Source organism: Reichenbachiella agarivorans (assembly GCF_025502585.1).
Lineage (GTDB): Bacteria > Bacteroidota > Bacteroidia > Cytophagales > Cyclobacteriaceae > Reichenbachiella > Reichenbachiella agarivorans.
In genome coordinates, this window is sequence record NZ_CP106679.1 from 1,942,080 (window position 1) to 1,958,311 (window position 16,232).

General features: G+C 41.6%; 17 protein-coding genes. 12 read left to right on the forward strand and 5 right to left on the reverse strand.

Annotation, left to right across the window (positions count from 1 at the left end):
• Positions 1–151 precede the first annotated feature (151 nt).
• Positions 152–1,393: a M16 family metallopeptidase gene (locus tag N6H18_RS08095; protein WP_262311330.1), complete on the forward strand. Its 1,242-nt coding sequence runs from the start codon at positions 152–154 to the stop codon at positions 1,391–1,393.
• On the opposite strand, the gene N6H18_RS08100 is transcribed toward N6H18_RS08095, so the two are convergent.
• From N6H18_RS08100 to N6H18_RS08115, 4 genes are all read right to left on the reverse strand, one after another.
• Complete coding sequence (locus N6H18_RS08100) at positions 1,390–2,025, reverse strand: thioredoxin family protein (protein ID WP_262311331.1); 636 nt, start codon at positions 2,023–2,025, stop codon at positions 1,390–1,392. The two genes, N6H18_RS08095 and N6H18_RS08100, sit on opposite strands and share 4 nt — an antisense overlap.
• Positions 2,026–2,039: 14 nt before the next feature.
• Positions 2,040–2,552 carry a TlpA disulfide reductase family protein gene (locus N6H18_RS08105; protein ID WP_262311332.1) on the reverse strand — a complete coding sequence of 171 codons (513 nt, stop codon included), beginning with the start codon at positions 2,550–2,552 and terminating at the stop codon, positions 2,040–2,042.
• A 268-nt stretch (positions 2,553–2,820) separates the two neighbouring features.
• Positions 2,821–4,596, reverse strand: coding sequence for a chloride channel protein (locus tag N6H18_RS08110; protein WP_262311333.1), 1,776 nt, complete (start codon positions 4,594–4,596; stop codon positions 2,821–2,823).
• Between the two features lie 98 nt (positions 4,597–4,694).
• Positions 4,695–6,377 carry a M61 family metallopeptidase gene (locus N6H18_RS08115; protein WP_262311334.1) on the reverse strand — a complete coding sequence of 561 codons (1,683 nt, stop codon included), beginning with the start codon at positions 6,375–6,377 and terminating at the stop codon, positions 4,695–4,697.
• A gap of 251 nt (positions 6,378–6,628) precedes the next feature.
• Here N6H18_RS08115 and rpmH point away from each other — a divergent pair, with 251 nt between their 5' ends.
• The 7 genes from rpmH to N6H18_RS08150 all read left to right on the forward strand — a co-directional run bounded on the left by rpmH (position 6,629) and on the right by N6H18_RS08150 (position 11,954).
• Positions 6,629–6,787 carry a 50S ribosomal protein L34 gene (gene rpmH, locus N6H18_RS08120; protein WP_262311335.1) on the forward strand — a complete coding sequence of 53 codons (159 nt, stop codon included), beginning with the start codon at positions 6,629–6,631 and terminating at the stop codon, positions 6,785–6,787.
• 30 nt (positions 6,788–6,817) lie between these two features.
• Positions 6,818–7,216: a ribonuclease P protein component gene (gene rnpA / locus N6H18_RS08125; RefSeq protein ID WP_262311336.1), complete on the forward strand. Its 399-nt coding sequence runs from the start codon at positions 6,818–6,820 to the stop codon at positions 7,214–7,216.
• The gene (locus N6H18_RS08130; protein ID WP_262311337.1) at positions 7,217–8,860 is read left to right on the forward strand and encodes a S41 family peptidase; all 1,644 of its coding nucleotides are present in this window, start codon (positions 7,217–7,219) and stop codon (positions 8,858–8,860) included.
• Positions 8,861–8,872: 12 nt separating this feature from the next.
• Positions 8,873–9,550, forward strand: coding sequence for a tRNA (adenosine(37)-N6)-threonylcarbamoyltransferase complex dimerization subunit type 1 TsaB (tsaB, locus tag N6H18_RS08135; RefSeq protein WP_262311338.1), 678 nt, complete (start codon positions 8,873–8,875; stop codon positions 9,548–9,550).
• On the forward strand, positions 9,550–10,068 hold the full coding sequence (locus tag N6H18_RS08140; protein WP_262311339.1) for a DUF2480 family protein: 519 nt from the start codon (positions 9,550–9,552) through the stop codon (positions 10,066–10,068). Before tsaB ends, N6H18_RS08140 begins: the two co-directional genes overlap by 1 nt.
• 72 nt (positions 10,069–10,140) lie before the next feature.
• Positions 10,141–10,890, forward strand: coding sequence for a segregation and condensation protein A (locus tag N6H18_RS08145; RefSeq protein WP_262311340.1), 750 nt, complete (start codon positions 10,141–10,143; stop codon positions 10,888–10,890).
• The gene (locus N6H18_RS08150; protein WP_316044842.1) at positions 10,854–11,954 is read left to right on the forward strand and encodes a lysylphosphatidylglycerol synthase transmembrane domain-containing protein; all 1,101 of its coding nucleotides are present in this window, start codon (positions 10,854–10,856) and stop codon (positions 11,952–11,954) included. Before N6H18_RS08145 ends, N6H18_RS08150 begins: the two co-directional genes overlap by 37 nt.
• Positions 11,955–12,173: 219 nt before the next feature.
• Here the strand turns inward: N6H18_RS08150 and N6H18_RS08155 are convergent, their stop codons facing one another.
• Complete coding sequence (locus N6H18_RS08155; RefSeq protein ID WP_262311341.1) at positions 12,174–12,593, reverse strand: nucleoside-diphosphate kinase; 420 nt, start codon at positions 12,591–12,593, stop codon at positions 12,174–12,176.
• A 154-nt stretch (positions 12,594–12,747) separates the two neighbouring features.
• Here N6H18_RS08155 and N6H18_RS08160 point away from each other — a divergent pair, with 154 nt between their 5' ends.
• The 4 genes from N6H18_RS08160 to N6H18_RS08175 are packed head-to-tail and all read left to right on the forward strand — an operon-like array spanning position 12,748 to position 16,229.
• Complete coding sequence (locus tag N6H18_RS08160) at positions 12,748–13,761, forward strand: DHH family phosphoesterase (protein ID WP_262311342.1); 1,014 nt, start codon at positions 12,748–12,750, stop codon at positions 13,759–13,761.
• The gene (locus tag N6H18_RS08165) at positions 13,751–14,644 is read left to right on the forward strand and encodes an FKBP-type peptidyl-prolyl cis-trans isomerase (RefSeq protein ID WP_262311343.1); all 894 of its coding nucleotides are present in this window, start codon (positions 13,751–13,753) and stop codon (positions 14,642–14,644) included. The genes N6H18_RS08160 and N6H18_RS08165 overlap by 11 nt, the downstream gene beginning before the upstream one ends.
• A 5-nt stretch (positions 14,645–14,649) precedes the next feature.
• Positions 14,650–15,513 (forward strand): FKBP-type peptidyl-prolyl cis-trans isomerase, encoded by an 864-nt coding sequence (locus N6H18_RS08170; RefSeq protein ID WP_262311344.1) that lies wholly within the window; start codon positions 14,650–14,652, stop codon positions 15,511–15,513.
• A complete protein-coding gene (locus tag N6H18_RS08175; protein ID WP_262311345.1) occupies positions 15,513–16,229 on the forward strand; it encodes an FKBP-type peptidyl-prolyl cis-trans isomerase in 717 nt (238 codons plus the stop codon). The genes N6H18_RS08170 and N6H18_RS08175 overlap by 1 nt, the downstream gene beginning before the upstream one ends.
• The last annotated feature ends 3 nt before the right edge of the window (positions 16,230–16,232 follow it).

Consider the following 16,232-nt stretch of genomic DNA (forward strand, 5'->3'; position numbering starts at 1 on the left):
CACAGAAGACGCTTTTTTGTGTGTAGTATTTAGCGTTTAGTTTGTATAATCATTCAAAAAGTTAGCTATTTCCAAGAGTTTTTATCATAAAATATAGAATGATGCCGATTACTCAAAATGGCTTCTATTTTTGTAGCTATAAGATTGATTTATGGAATACCAGAGTTTTGTACTTGAGAATGGATTAAAGGTGATTGTGCATGAGGATCACGCGACGAAAATTGCTGTGTTGAACCTGATGTATGATGTGGGATCGAGAGATGAGACTCCAGACAAAACTGGCTTTGCTCATTTGTTTGAACATTTGATGTTTGGCGGGTCAAAACATATCGGGTCTTTTGACGAGCCTTTGCAAAAAGTCGGTGGCACGAACAATGCCTTCACCAGTCCAGATATGACCAACTACTATATGACGGTACCATCCAACAACCTGGAGACTGCGTTTTGGTTGGAGTCTGATCGCATGAATGCCCTGTCTTTTGATCCTCATGTCCTAGAAGTACAGCGCAAAGTCGTGATTGAGGAATTTAATCAGCGCTACCTCAATCAGCCCTATGGCGATGTGTGGTTGAAACTGAGACCTTTGGTCTATGAGCAGCATCCATACCGCTGGGCTACAATTGGGAAAGAAATTTCTCACATCGAAAATGCTACCATGGAGGATGTAAAAGCCTTCTTTTATAAATATTACATCCCCAATAATGCGATTTTGGTGGTGGCTGGTGATGTGACACTACAGCAGGTTCGAGAACTCGCAGAAAAATGGTTTGGCCCTATTCCTGCAGGCAAGCCATACAGGAGAGACTTGCCATTGGAATCCCAGCAGAATACGGAAAAGACTTTACATGTCGAGGGGAATGTGCCTTTGGATGTTTTTTATCGCGCCTACCACATGGATGATCGTTTGGGGGCAGATTACTACAGTACCGATCTGTTGGGGGATGTATTGAGTAGGGGCAAATCCTCACGCTTGTACAATTCCTTGGTGAAGGAAAAACAGCTGCTCAGCTCTGTGTCTGGTCATATCACAGGTTCAATAGATGCAGGATTGTTGGTGTTGTCGGGTAAATTGAAGGAGGGCGTGACCTTTGAAGAAGTAGATGCGCAATTGGATTTGGAAATCGACAAAATACAGAAAGAAGGAGTGACAGAAGAGGAACTTATGAGAGTGAAAATGCACGCAGAGTCTTCGCATGTGTTTTCAGAGGTAGAGTTACTCAATAGGGCAATTAATCTGGCGTTTTTTACGATGCTGGGAGACACCCGTCTCATGGATCAGGAACTGCCAAAGCTCAATGCAGTGACTAGAGAACATGTAATGGCTGTGTCAAAAAAAGTGTTGAACAAATCCAATTGCTCAACACTTTATTATCATGCGAAAGCTAAGAATTAGGCTTGTTTCCACTTGATGGTACAACCTATTGCCTTGGTTGTGGTTGTTTTGACAGGTTTGCCCTCAAGCAAACTGTTGACCGCATCTTCGACATAGAACACGTCAGCACTTTTTGCTTCTCTGGGATTGTTGTCTATCGCACCGATGTAGGCCACTTTAAGATCCGCACCTTGCTTTTCTAATACATAGACGTGAGGAGTTTTTGTTGCGCCATAGCTTTTGGCAATCTCTTGCGAGGTGTCTTGCAGGTATGGAAATGAATACTTGCTGGACTTGGCCAGTTTGACCATTTCATCATAAGAGTCCCCAGGTTGTACCACAGGATCGTTGGAATTGATGGCAAGTACTGGATAACCTTTGTCAGCATACTTCAAATTCAATGCGTCAATTCTGCTTTCATACAATTTTGAATAAGGGCAAGTGTTGCAAGTAAATACCACAATGAAACCTTTTGCAGATTTGTAATCTGCGGGGCTTACAAATTTGCCGTCTACATTCTTGAGTTTAAACGAGGTGGCAGTATCGCCTACTTTGTACCCCTCATCTGATGACTTGGGAGCAAAGGCTGTGCTGACCATAATCATGAAGAGCATGGTCAGCTCAATGGTGATGATTGATAGGATTTTTTTCATGTTTACTGGTTTGATTATTTAATAAAATTAAGGTAAGAATTTTCTAATTCACCTTCCTTAAACTCTTTCTCAAAAAATATTCTTTTGTTTTTGCGCGAGTCAACAATCAGTGTAGCTGGTATGGCACCACTCCAAGTGGGATCTATCTTGTCGATAAAGGAATTGTAGTCCGTTTCGTTGAGTAAATAGAGTTTGGATTTTAGGGACTTTTTGAGGGCGAATTTCTTCACTTTATCGTCCAGATTCTCTACAAAATCCATACTGACCAAGATCACTTCCATATTTTGGCTTTTGTACTTTTCGTATAATGCTTCAAACTGAGGGAGCTCTTTGATGCAGGGTGCACACCATGTTGCCCAAAAGTTGATCACTCGTATAGGTGCGTCCTTTTCGGTGATGATGGTGTTGAGTTGATCGAATTGAATCACTTCAACCTTTTGAGCACTGACTGTGGATAACTTTGCTCCAAGAATCAAGAAGAGTGTTAAGGCTAAGGTTTTCTGATAGTTAAGGCTTGATACTTTCATAGTAGCTATAAAGTTAATTCCTTTTGTGGATAATTCCATTTAGGGTTAAATCAATAAAGTGTAGTTATGGCATGTTTTATAGATATAGTACAATAAAAGTATTTCTATCTATTTGTCCACAATTTTGGAAGTTATCCACATGCTGAGATTTATTATGTTCCTATTTGATTTTTTAGAGCTTGGAACAAAAAATATTTTTTTGAATTTGTGGATAAAATAATTCAATAATGATTTGCTCTAATTAATTTATTAGAAAAATCCTAAAACACTACTCTTTGTCATGAGAGATAAGACGGGTGCGGTAGGCATTGAAAATCCTTGATTTGGACAAGAAACCAATGTATTTTCCGTCTTCAATGACTGGTAGATTCCATGCTTGAGTGATTTCAAACTTGTTCATGACGTCTTCCATGGAGTCACTCGGCTTCACCTTGGCAGGAGGCATCTGCATTACTTGTTTGACGATGATGTTTTTACGCTCCTCTTCGTCGAACATGCGCTCTCTGATATCGTCTAGTGTGACGATACCCTCTAGGCCACCTTCGTAGTTGAGTACGGGAAAAATATTCCGATTGGATTTTTTTACGAGGACGATGAGGTCTTCCAATGTTTCGTCATATTTAATAGTCAGCAAATCAGACTCAATGAGCTTACTCAAATTCATCTCGCTCAAGACCTGCCTGTCTTTGTCATGTTGGATGAGATCTCCTTTTTCTATCAGTGGCTTGGTGTACAAAGAGTACTCTTCAAAATAACTGATGGTGGTAAAGGCAATGGCTGATACGAGCATCAATGGCACAAAGAGTGCATAGCCTCCCGTGATCTCCGCAATCAAAAAGATGGCAGTCAGTGGTGCGTGCATCACGCCACTCATCACCCCACACATGCCTACCAAAGTGAAATGACTGGTATTGATATGGACGGGTAAAATGTAGTTGATTGTGCGAGCAAATAAGTACCCACCGATACCTCCCATAAAAAGTGAGGGAGCGAAGATACCGCCGCTTCCACCTGAACCAATCGTGAGCGCAGACGCAATCGGTTTGATCACCAGTATGGCAAATAGCAAAACGATGACGATCAATGTTTTGTCAGACTCACCATAGATCAGGCTTTGATCAAAAATGATAGAGTCGTTCCCATTCAATAATTGCAGGATCACATTGTAACCCTCGCCATAGATAGGAGGAAAAGCAAAAATAATAATAGCCAGACCCAGTCCTCCCAAGAGTGCTCGATTGATGTCGTTTTTTACTTTCTCGATAGAGTCTTCTATCAGATAGGTCAGTCGGGTAAAATGAACCGAAATAATACCGCAAGCCACCCCTAGCAAAATATAGTAATGAATGTGCTCAGGTTTGAATGCGTCGGTAAGTTTGAAAGAGAAAAGCAACTCCCTACCCAGAAACACATAGGATACCATCGATCCTACGACCGAAGAAATCAAAATAGGGATGAACTTGTTGATAGTGACGTCTGTGAGGATGACCTCTATGGCAAAAATCACACCTGCTATAGGAGAGTTGAATATCGCTGAGATAGCGCCTGAAGCTCCACATGCGATCAATAATGTCCGTTTCTTATAGTTGAGATGCGTGAGCCTGCCTAAGTTTGACCCAATGGCAGATCCAGTCACTACGATAGGTGCCTCTAGTCCTACAGATCCCCCAAATCCTACCGTGATCGCACTAGTAATCATGCGAGAGTAAGTGAGCGTTCGTTTGACCTTGCTCGAATGCTTGGATATATAGTAGAGAATCTGCGTGATACCATGTCCTGGCTTGGATTTCAAGATGTATTTAGAAACGATCACTGTGATTAATATCCCAATGATCGGATAGATCATGTACAAGAAATTATATCCACTGGCTTCTTTGATGTGCAATAACTGATGCTGAATGAAATGAACAGTACTTTTTAGGGTTACCGCCGCAATGCCAGACACAAGGCCAACGATTCCACTCAGAATAAGTATGAAATTGTTGCTACTGATGTGCTTTAGCCTCCAAACCAGAAACTTTACTAACAAGTTTCTAAAATTCATTTCGCATCTTGTTTATTTTCAACATGATTATTTCAGGAGGGGATCAAGTGTGCAAAGCTACTGTTTTAGATGTTTAGCAAGAAAGATAACATTCAAAATTAACAATTGATCCATGCTTTTTTGAATTTGTCTTGATCGGCATTTGTGTTTTGGACGGGTAGCACACGGTAGTAGGAATAATAAGTATGCTCTCCTTTTGAGATCAAGTGTTGTCTTTCTTTCCCGTTTCGGAGGAAAGAAATTTGGTAGGGAGAGGCTATTTCTTTTGTGGAATCATAGTCTTGCCCATTGATTTGTAGGATTTGATCTCCGATCGAAAAATATTGAGAACTGGGGCTATTGGGGGCTAGATCCATGATTTGGTTGCCATCTAGTAGCAATCCCGTGTCAGAGGTGAGTTGATTGCAATGCTCAGTTACTTCTAGTTGACAACCGACTATTGCTAGGGTTTCTTTCAATATTGGGTCTAGCGGAGCGGTTGTTTCTACCAACACCCGAGCCAGATCTACCATTTTGATTCCTCCGATACTTTCTATGATGTGATAGATATCCTGAGTAGAATATCCACCTAGTGAGTAGGTATGTTTTTCATAGAGTTGTTTGATGACATCAATCAAGGCATGTTGATTGTTTGATTGTTTTCGCAATTGAATATCCAGAATCAGAGATACCAGAGCTCCCTTGATATAGATAGAGACTTTTTTGGAGGGCAAGCTGTTGTGGTAGCCATCCACCCATAGATTTAGGGACGATTGGATCAAACTGCTTTCGAATCGTCCATAGTTCTGAAAATGCCTCTGCAATAGCGTATTGATCTCATTGTAATACTCTTGCTCGGACAATACGCCCGATGTTTTGAGAAACAAATCGCCATAGTAGGTGGTGAATCCCTCTGCTACAAAACCAGTTTCAAAAAGCGTTTCCTTAGCAAAATCATAGGGAGACATTTCATTGGGTCTGATTCTGCACACGTTCCAAGCGTGGAATAGTTCATGCGATGCTACGCCGAGCAGCATCTCTCTGTATTTTTCTTGATTATCGGTATCGTTTGGGCCCAGCACTAGTACAGTTGAATTTTGGTGTTCTACACCATGGTAGTGTTTGTAATGCAACGATTGAATCAGGAAATAATAGTCTTTACAGGGAAAGGAGCCCATGGTATCTACTTGCGCACGGGTAAACTTTTCGAAATCTGCTAATATCAATTTTTCATCCAAGGGATGCTTGCCCATGAATACAAGATGAAAGTTGTGGTCACCTACTTGATAGGAGATGGTGTTCAATATTCCAGAGGCGATCAGCGGAGAATCGACTAATTGATAGTAATCTTCGCTCTCAATACTGGAAGTATTGCCTAGCGCACAAGCTATGGTGTAATCGGAGGGGATATCAAGTTTGAGTTGATGTGGGCTGCCCAAAGAAGAAGAGTGGAAGAAAAGGCAATTGATAAAGTTGATGTAAATCTGCTCTTCATCCACCAGAGAATTGCCCGCATCCATTTTGTACGCATAGTACTCGTACCTCAGAGTGATGTCTTGTGTCTTGGGGTTATCGATGGACCAGACATTGGGCGCTGATTTTTTCCAGTTTATCTGTTGATCGTTGGAACTAAACGCTTGAAAATCATAAATATTGTTAGCGAAAGGTGCAAGCTCGTAGCGTCCTGGTCTCCACGCTGGCAAAGTGAAATTTTGTGTCCCGACGGAGAGTGAGGAGAAGGTCATCGTGACATGGATTCGGTGGTTGAGTGGATTAGGGAATTGGAGTAGACAGGAAACCATAAGTGTTCGTTTGGGCAAATATTAGTTGAGAACAGGCAAATAATCAATGAAATCAGCGTTAATCCTTTATTTTTAATGACTTGGAGCAATAAAGAATGAAATACTTATTTGCTTTTAGATAAAAGCTACTTATTTTTGCACTCCATTTTTCAGAGAGGCTCTGCGTGAGCACTTTGGTGGAAATGAAGAAATTGCCAAAAGAAGGGACAGAATAGTTGTCTGATTCCTATTCAAGATAAAAAAGAAAAAAAATGAAAAGAACGTTTCAACCTTCGCAGAGAAAAAGAAAAAACAAGCACGGTTTCAAAGCTAGAATGGCAGATGCTAATGGTAGAGCTGTACTTGCAAGAAGAAGAGCAAAAGGCAGAAAAAAATTGACTGTATCTGACGAAAGAGCAGGTAAGAAGTAAGATTCTGGCTAATTTTGTTCCTTCAAGTATATGAAGGAAGTTACAAACTCGCAGAAATTGCACGGTTTTTCCAAAGAGGAGAGACTTCATAGCAAAAAAGAAATTGATGCTCTTTTTACAAAGGGAGCATCTTTTTATTTATACCCGTTTAGTGTCAGGTTTCTACCTCGCGAATCTGCCCCTTCCTGTCACCAGGTGCTTATATCTGTGTCCAAGCGCAATTTCAAACGAGCTGTAGATAGAAACCGCATCAAGCGTCTCATCCGAGAATCATATCGACTCAACAAGCAACTACTCTCAGATGTCGATCCATATTTATCAATTGCTTATATTTACACTGCAAAAGACATTCTTACCTTTGCCTTGATTGAGAAAAAACTAATTGCCTCCCTCAAGCGTTTATTGTCCGAGAAAGAAAAACTAGTGTAAATGAAAAGATTCATCATAGGAATAGTAGGTGGCGCGGTGCTCGTTGGGATGTTTTCTTTTACGCTTCTCGATGACCACTACTTCGAGATCACCAGAAACCTCAACATCTTCGCGACTCTTTATAGAGAACTCAATACGCACTATGTGGACCAACTCCACGATGAAGAAATGGTGACCAAAGGCATAGATGCCATGCTAGAGTCTCTTGATCCATACACTGATTACATTCCAGAAAGTGAATTGGAGAGTTACCGCACCAGCACCACTGGTGAGTATGGCGGTATCGGTGCTATCGTTGGGAAAAGAAATGGAGTCAATACCGTACTCATGCCATATACAGGCTTCCCTGCCTACAAAGCTGGATTACAAATCGGTGATCAAATCACGCATATAGATGGCAAGCAACTCAAGGATCTTCCTTCGGATGAAATCAGCGAAATGCTCAAAGGCCTACCCGGTACCGAGCTTCACCTCATTGTCAACCGATATGGCAAAACCGACCCAATTCTCATCACCATCATTCGTGACAAAATTGTCATTAGCAATGTGGCTTATCATGGGATGATCCAAAAGGACATCGGTTACATCTTGTTGAGTGACTTTACAACGCATGCTAGCGAGGAGACCAAACAGGCACTGAATGCATTGAAAGCCAAGGGGGCAAAAAAAATTGTACTGGATTTGCGCGACAATCCTGGGGGACTCCTAGACGAAGCAGTCAAAGTAGCCAACGTGTTTATTCCTAAAGGAAAAGAAGTAGTACATACCAAAGGAAAAAAGGAGTCTTGGAACAAAACCTATACAGCACCCAACCAGAGTACAGATGAGCAAATACCGCTTGTTGTATTGACTAGCAGTGGCACGGCCTCTGCGGCGGAGATTGTGTCTGGTGTGATCCAAGATTATGACAGAGGGGTGTTGATTGGAAAGAAAACCTATGGAAAAGGATTGGTACAAGCGACACGACCTTTGCCCTACAATGCCCAATTGAAAATCACTACAGCCAAGTATTACATTCCAAGTGGACGTTGCATTCAGGCCATAGACTATTCTCACCGCAACGCTGATGGCAGTGTGGGCAAAATACCAGACTCTCTCAAGGTGGCTTTCAAAACCAGCAAAGGTAGAGTAGTCTATGACGGAGGAGGAATCGATCCTGATATAGATGTAGATGCCAAAAAATATTCACACCTACTGTTCAACATTGTCAACAACAATTTTATGTTTGACTATGCGACCATGTACCATGCAGAGCATCCAGAGATCACAGCCCCCAGAGAGTTTGAACTCTCAGATGCGGAGTACAACAAGTTTGTGAAATGGATCGAATCCAAAGATTTGAGTTTCTCATCACAAATAGATGAGGCGATAGAGGGATTAGTTGCCATGTCCAAAGAAGAAAAATACTATGAAGATCTCAAGCCGTTGATTCAAGAGTTGAAAAACAAAGTCTCTGCGATCAAAAAAAATTATCTCGTGGATTACAAATCAGAAGTGAGGTTTATGTTGGAGGAAGAGATTATCAGTCGATATTATCTTCAGGACGGTATGATCGAAGCAGCTTTGGATCATGATCCAGTGATACTCAAAGCACAAGAGGTGCTCAACAACCCTACTCGATACAACAAAATTTTATCAAACTAAACGAATTGTAGTTTGGCTATTATCTTAAGCATAGACACATCGACCAAAAGTGGGTCGGTAGCGCTGGTGCAAAATCAGCAAGTCATAGGTTCACAACAATACAATATAGACAAGTCTCATTCATCTCTCTTGCATGTGATGATCGATCAATTGATGACCAATACTGGCATCAGTCTCAAGGAAGTGGATGCGATTGCGATTTCAGAAGGACCCGGTTCCTATACGGGTTTGCGGATTGGTACATCAGCAGCCAAGGGGTTGTGCTATTCGTTGGATATTCCGCTGGTTGCAGTCAACACGCTGGAGGGCATGGCGTATCAGGTGCATAAGTATGCGCCACAAGTGGATATGTATGCGCCGATGATAGATGCCAGACGGATGGAAGTCTACACCGCGCTGTTCAATGCGAAATTTGAATGCGTGAGTGAAACCGAACCCATGATCATCAATGAGACTTCTTTTGCCAAGGAATTGGAAGGAAATAAGATCTTGTTTTTTGGAGATGGGGCAGCCAAGTGTCAAGCGTCGATCCAGCATCCCAATGCACTATTTATTGGAGATGTACATCCTTGTGCTGTGGATATGGGGATATTGGGAGAGCGAAAGTACGACCAATCTTTGTTTGAAAACGTAGTAAGTTTTGAGCCTTTTTATTTGAAGGAGTTTAGGTTGGCTACAGCTAAGAAATAATGGAAGGAGAAATCATCAATAAGGTTGCGGAAAGTTCTTTGATCAATTTTGATCTAGAAAAGTACTACGACCAATCACCACGGGTTCAGTTCGATATCAAAGACAACTTGTTCAACGAATTGGTCTTGAAGGAAAAGGATTTTAGGGAGTTTGTCAAGACCCATGACTGGGCGCAGTATGCGGGCAAGCATGTCGCAATATTTTGTAGTGTAGATGCCATTGTACCGACCTGGGCGTACATGTTGCTTTCTTCGGTGCTGGAGCCAGTTGCCAAGACGGTTGTCTTTGGCGACCTGAGTCATTTAGAAAATTATTTGTTCCAGTCTGCATTGAATCGCGTCAATTTGGAGGATTTCCGTGACGGCAAGGTAATCATCAAAGGGTGCGGTAGATTTCCTGTGCCTGAGTTTGCATATGTAGAGATTACCAAATTGCTCAGACCAGTAGTGGCGAGCCTGATGTATGGCGAGGCATGCAGTGCTGTTCCTATCTACAAGCGACCAAAGGTGAATTCTTAAAGAAACATATATGATTCTGATTTTGCCAAAAGCAGGAATCATATACCTTTGAGTGCTTAACACACAGACAATTTGAAATTTGAAGTAAAACTTCCGCTTTTTGAAGGTCCTTTTGACCTTTTGCTCTTTTTCATCGAAAGAGACGAGTTGGATATTTACGACATTCCTATTTTTCAAATCACCGAAAACTTCTTAGAGTACGTTCATCAGCTCGAAAAGCTCAATATAGAGGTGGCAAGCGAGTTTATTTTGGTAGCTGCGACACTCATGCGGATCAAAGCAAAGATGCTGTTGCCAAGGCCTGTGATCGATGAGGAGGGCAATGAACTCGACCCGCGGGAGGAATTGATCCGTCACCTGCTAGAGTACAAGCGCTACAAGTCTGTGATTGCTGAACTTGTACAATTAGAAACGGACCGCCTGGATCGAGAGCGACGAGGCAACATAGCCAAGGAGATCAAGCATCTGGCCGAGACGACCAATGTAGAGGCCGAATTGCAAAACTTAGATTTATTCAAACTCCTAAAAGTCTATCAGAAAGTCATGAGCCGATATGAGCTCGAAAAAAATAAAGTAGTACATCAGGTAGTCCAATACCCATATACTATATCCAACCAAAAATCGTACATTCTTGATAGTCTACAGTCTACTGGCCGCATGGCTTTTACGGATTTGATTCAGGAAAAACCTGAGAAAATCTACGTCATATTCAATTTCTTGGCCATTTTGGAGCTTTTGCAGTTGCAGTTAATTAGACTACATCTAGGTGAGGGGTATAATAATTTTTGGATCGAAAGACAGGAGGAAGTAGCCGTAGATTGATGGATATAGACAAGAAGAAAATTTTTAAAGTACTAGACCCTAACAGGATATGGATTCCTATTTTGCTGGGGTTGGGAATAGTTTTTTACCTCTTTTATAGCGATCCCAACATTACTGCTGACAATCTCCATCTCATTTTTGATGCCAAGCTTTCCTCTGTATTGGTGGCTTTTTTGGTGTTGCTGGCGAGAGACGCAGGCTATGCCTATCGGATCAGGGTGCTATCTGATCATGAATTGAATTGGTCAAAAAGTATCGTTATCATCATTCTGTGGGAGTTCTCTTCGGCAGTGACGCCTTCTGTCGTGGGAGGTACTGCAGTGGCAGTGTTTATATTCATGGCGGAGGGAATCAATGTAGGCAAGTCCTTGGCATACGTGATGTTGACTGCCATCATGGACAATCTGTTTTTCGTGATAGCAGCGCCGCTGGTCATGTTGTTTACCCATGGGTTGATATTTCCTGAAGTCAGTGCCATGGATATTCAGTATGGCTCTAGTTTGCAATTTTTCTTCTTTCTGAGTTATGCCTTGATTGCGGTTTACACATTGATCATGTCTTATGCACTTTTTGTGAGGCCTAGGGCATTCAAGTGGTTTCTGCTCAAAATGACTAGTCTGAAGTATTTGAAAAAATGGAAGGAAAAGGCCAATCAATATGGAGATGAAATCATACTGGCGTCTAGCGGGCTGAAAGGAAAGGCCACATCCTATTGGGTGAAAATATCTGCTGCAACAGTATTTATTTGGAGCGCACGATACCTGATGCTCAACAGTCTCGTAGAGGCCTATCACACCTTGACAATATCAGAGCATATGGTCGTGTTCTCACGGCAGGTGATCATGTGGATCGTGATGCTGATATCTCCCACTCCTGGTAGCTCAGGTACAGCAGAGTATTTCTTCAACCAGTTTTTTTATGAATATTTGGGAGACTACACCTTTGTGTCCAGTATCTTTTGGAGGTTGATGTCTTACTATCCCTATTTGATCTTGGGAGCGATTTTTCTTCCTCGTTGGGTGAGGAGCAAGTTCTTTAAGAAAGATAAAAAAGCCACTTCTTAAAGAGAGTAGTCAGGGGTCATTTTTTACTTTCTCAGCTTCTTACTGGTTTTAGCGTCTGCTATTTGTATTCGAACCGAGGTTTTTATCTACATGAATGGAGTCTAGCTGACTACACCATGATTGTTGAGGCAATTCTGTGAGATCTATTGTTACAAAAAGTACGGTCTACTTTAAGAAACAGACCGTATTTTTTTGAGAAAAAGTACGGTCTGTTTGTTATTATATTTTTTCTAGCTCAGAGAAGTAAAAAGAGCCTTCGATGGCTGCATTTTCATCAGAGTCTGATCCGTGTACTGCATTTGCTTCGAGAGATTTGGCAAACAATTTTCTGATTGTACCTTCAGCTGCGTCAGCAGGGTTGGTGGCGCCTATAAGCGTTCTGAAGTCCGCCACTGCATTGTCTTTTTCCAAAATCGCTGCGACGATAGGTCCTTTGGACATGTAGGCACACAATTCACCATAAAATGGCCTGGCACTGTGTACTGCATAAAACTTGCCTGCATCTTCTGCAGATAGTTTTACGGTCTTTATTGCTTTGATTTTGAATCCTGCTTCTTCGATCATTTTTAGGATTGCTCCTGTATGCCCATCTGCAAATGCATCTGGTTTTATCATTGTAAAGGTTTTATTGTTTGCCATTACCGTTATTAATATTTGAAATTTTAAAAGTCCCGCAAAGCTACGTGTATTGGCTAGGATATAAAAGCAAACTTTTTGATTGATAAGGAGATATGCAGATGCTTTTGGTTTTAATCTAAAATTTGTCAATTTTGCACACTCTTTATCAATGTAAATGCAGAATCTAGCAGCTTTAAAAGAAAAACTAAACCTTCCTAAGCGCATAGTAATCACCACACACATCAAACCAGATGCCGATGCATTGGGTTCGTCGTTGGGTTTGGCGGGTTATCTGTTGAAGCTGGGTCACCAAGTATGTGTGATCACACCGACAGATTATCCTGATTTTCTTGCGTGGATGGATGGTAATGAAGATGTGATGGTTTTTGAGGGAAACGAAGAAAAGGCACAATATCTAGTAGAAAATGCAGATTTGGTCTTTTGTTTGGATTTTTCAAGCCTGTCACGCATCGGCGAGCTAGGTGAAATGGTGAGAAAGTCAGAAGCTGAAAAGGTACTCATCGACCACCATTTGAATCCAGAGACATTTGCCCAGTATGTATTGTGGAGTACAGAAGCTGCTGCGACAGCAGAGTTAGTTTTTGACCTCATAGAGATGTTGGGTGATGTCGACAAAATCACCAAGGCAATGGCTGAAGCCCTGTATGCGGGGCTCATGACTGATACCGGCAATTTCAAGCTACCCTCGACGACTCCTCATGTACACAACATCGTGGCGGCACTCATGGAGCTCGGAGCTGATGTATCCAAAGTGAGCCACTATGTATATGACGACAACTCATTGGATAGAATGAAAATGCTTGGGTTTGTCTTGTTGGAGAGGCTAGAAGTAATAGAAGGCAGCAGTGTCGCATTCTTTTATCTGACACTCGAAGACAAAAAGCGATTCAATTACCAGACGGGTGATTCTGAGGGATTGGTCAACTATGGCTTGGCAGTCAAGGGGGTCAATGTTTCTGCCATTTTTATTGAAGAAGAAGACAAAGTAAAGATTTCATTTCGTTCGTTTGGAGACATTCCAATCAACGAGCTTTCAAGAAAATATTTCAACGGTGGAGGACATAAAAACGCGGCGGGCGGTACTTCATTTGATGATCTCAAAACCACAATAAACAAATTTAAAGAATTGGTTCAAGGCCAAATTAAAGAATTAAACTATGAAGCTTAACACCCTAATGTTATTGTCCCTCGTCGTATTGACGACCCTATTCTGTTCATGTGAAGATACCGTTACAACCAAATCGGGTACTGTAGTGTCTTATCAAAAGCGTGGAAACGAAGCGTTCAAGGATAGCAGTGTTTTATTGATCAACATGAAGTATGTGACCGAAGCTGGAGCAGACTTGTTCAACTCTGACGAAAGAGGTGGGCCAATCACTCTTCCATACTATGCATCGCAGTGGGATACTGCCAGAGTATTTTATGAAGTATTGAGCACTTGCAAGGTGGGTGATAGCATCAGCTTCAAAATCAATGCGACAGAGCTTTATTTGAAAACATTTGGCACTCCTGTTCCAGATTCTATCGGAGCTGAGTCCAATATTCAGTTCTATGTAGGAGTTCAGGATCAAATGACCTTTGATGAGTTCCAAGATTACAGAGTAGCAAGAATGGAAAAAGAACAAGCCAAAATGATGGAAGAGGAAAAAGAAAGAACAACTGAACAAGGTGTTGAGATCGACGCTTTTCTATCTGAAAATGGAATCGAAGAAGTAGTCGTGACTGAGTCTGGGTTGAGATATGTAGTGACCCAAGAGGGTGACGGCCCAAAACCTACTACAGGTGATGTCGTGATTGTACACTACAATGGCACACTTATGGATAGCACAAAATTTGATTCTTCTTACGACAGAAATCAGCCTTTCGAATTCCCATTGGGCCAAGGAAGAGTAATTCCAGGATGGGACGAAGGTATTGCTTTGTTGAACGTAGGATCTAAAGCTACTCTTTTTGTACCTAGTGCACTGGCATATGGCCCTAGAGGTGCTGGAGGAATCATCAAACCAAACGCTATCCTAAAATTCGAAGTTGAATTGATAGGTATTAAATAAGAAATATGAAAAACAACATGATCGCCTCGGCGATGTTGGTACTTGCCGTCATCTTTACATCTTGTAAAGATGACGATGGTGTACCGGCCCCAAGAGGAACAATAGAGGAGTATGTAGTAGCCAACGATGTGTCAGAGTTTACCCAAAAAGATTCGGGCATTTATTTTCGATTGGATACTGATGTGGAGGGAGATTTGTTAGCAGGCGATGATGTTGTCAGATTTTATACGTCGATCTATTCGATGGAGGATGATTTGCTCTATGATGGTTTTACCAATTCGGACGAATGGATTACCTCTCTTGACTCACTGTCCATAGTAGTGTCAGGAATGAAAGAGGCGCTCCAAATGATGAGTTTAGGAGATGTAGCCACTGTCTTAATACCGAATGAATTGGCCTATGGAGGCTATGGCGTCTTAGATGGGAAAAAATATGTCATTAATCCATACGAAGATATAAAAGTGGTGATCAAACCAGTCAAGGTTGAAATGACAGTTCAAGAGTATGTGGATTCACTGGGCATTCAAGATTATCAAACTGGGGACGATGGATTGATCTATACGATTGAAGATGGAGAAGGTACTGGTGATTTACCTGTCAATGGTCAGACGATGTCTGTTCACTACACGGGAATGACTTTCGAAAGAGATACATTCGATACTTCATTGGACAATAATGTGCCGCTGACATTCACTGTTGGGGCAGGTTACTATATTAAAGGATGGGAATCAGGCTTGATGCACTTTAAGAAAGGGCAGAAAGGAACTTTGTATCTTCCTTATTATTTGGCGTATGGCAATCAGTCCAATGGTAGTCTCGCTCCATATGAAAATTTAATTTTTGACATAGAGGTCATAGATATTAAGTGATGATAGATAAGAAAGTAAGGGCGTTTGTTTTTTGGTCGGTTTTGGTCATGGTAGGTTTGATGGCCTCATGTAGTAACCCTGTCAAGGACGAAGAGGAGGAGATCGAAAGGGCATACCAGGATTCACTTGCTCAGGCAGCAATCGATGACGAGATCATCGAAAATTATCTTGACGCACAAGGCTACTCTGGAGTAGAATCTACTGATGATGGCATCAGGTATGTAGTTACACAGTCTGGCAATGGCTCTTTTCCTAAGATCAACGACATAGTTTCTGTGGACTTTGTAGGGAAGTTGCCCAATGGTGACGTATTTGACACTACTGTGAAAGAGGTAGCCATTACAACGGACAGTGCTGCTTGGGTAGCGGCTGGGGTGGATGTGAGTGGATTGATGACTGATACTGGACAATCCATAGATGTTCTGATCGATTCTCTGCAATACTATGATGGGTCATTGGATTACAATGTCTTTTCTATCCTTAAAAATTATGTGCCACTTACCTATAACTATACTTCAAGTGGGAGCGGCATACCGTCTGGTTATATTACAGGGTTTAAAACAGGATTACGTTTGCTTACACCCCAGATTGATAAGGAATCAGAATCTATGACTATTTTTCCTTCTGCGGTGGGGTATGCCACAGTAGATAATGTTCGCATACCTGCCAACAGCGTATTGATATTTGAGTTTACCTTGACCAATATCCGTCCATAATTC

Bases quoted from the DNA above. Each gene is read 5' to 3' on its own strand.
- N6H18_RS08130 (WP_262311337.1), top strand. From the start codon at position 7,217: ATGAAAAGATTCATCATAGGAATAGTAGGTGGCGCGGTGCTCGTTGGG.
- N6H18_RS08175 (WP_262311345.1), top strand. From the start codon at position 15,513: ATGATAGATAAGAAAGTAAGGGCGTTTGTTTTTTGGTCGGTTTTGGTC.
- N6H18_RS08155 (WP_262311341.1), bottom strand. From the start codon at position 12,593: ATGGCAAACAATAAAACCTTTACAATGATAAAACCAGATGCATTTGCA.
- N6H18_RS08160 (WP_262311342.1), top strand. From the start codon at position 12,748: ATGCAGAATCTAGCAGCTTTAAAAGAAAAACTAAACCTTCCTAAGCGC.
- N6H18_RS08095 (WP_262311330.1), top strand. From the start codon at position 152: ATGGAATACCAGAGTTTTGTACTTGAGAATGGATTAAAGGTGATTGTG.
- N6H18_RS08140 (WP_262311339.1), top strand. From the start codon at position 9,550: ATGGAAGGAGAAATCATCAATAAGGTTGCGGAAAGTTCTTTGATCAAT.
- N6H18_RS08110 (WP_262311333.1), bottom strand. From the start codon at position 4,596: ATGAATTTTAGAAACTTGTTAGTAAAGTTTCTGGTTTGGAGGCTAAAG.
- N6H18_RS08105 (WP_262311332.1), bottom strand. From the start codon at position 2,552: ATGAAAGTATCAAGCCTTAACTATCAGAAAACCTTAGCCTTAACACTC.
- N6H18_RS08115 (WP_262311334.1), bottom strand. From the start codon at position 6,377: ATGGTTTCCTGTCTACTCCAATTCCCTAATCCACTCAACCACCGAATC.
- rpmH (WP_262311335.1), top strand. From the start codon at position 6,629: ATGAAAAGAACGTTTCAACCTTCGCAGAGAAAAAGAAAAAACAAGCAC.
- N6H18_RS08100 (WP_262311331.1), bottom strand. From the start codon at position 2,025: ATGAAAAAAATCCTATCAATCATCACCATTGAGCTGACCATGCTCTTC.
- N6H18_RS08170 (WP_262311344.1), top strand. From the start codon at position 14,650: ATGAAAAACAACATGATCGCCTCGGCGATGTTGGTACTTGCCGTCATC.
- N6H18_RS08165 (WP_262311343.1), top strand. From the start codon at position 13,751: ATGAAGCTTAACACCCTAATGTTATTGTCCCTCGTCGTATTGACGACC.
- rnpA (WP_262311336.1), top strand. From the start codon at position 6,818: ATGAAGGAAGTTACAAACTCGCAGAAATTGCACGGTTTTTCCAAAGAG.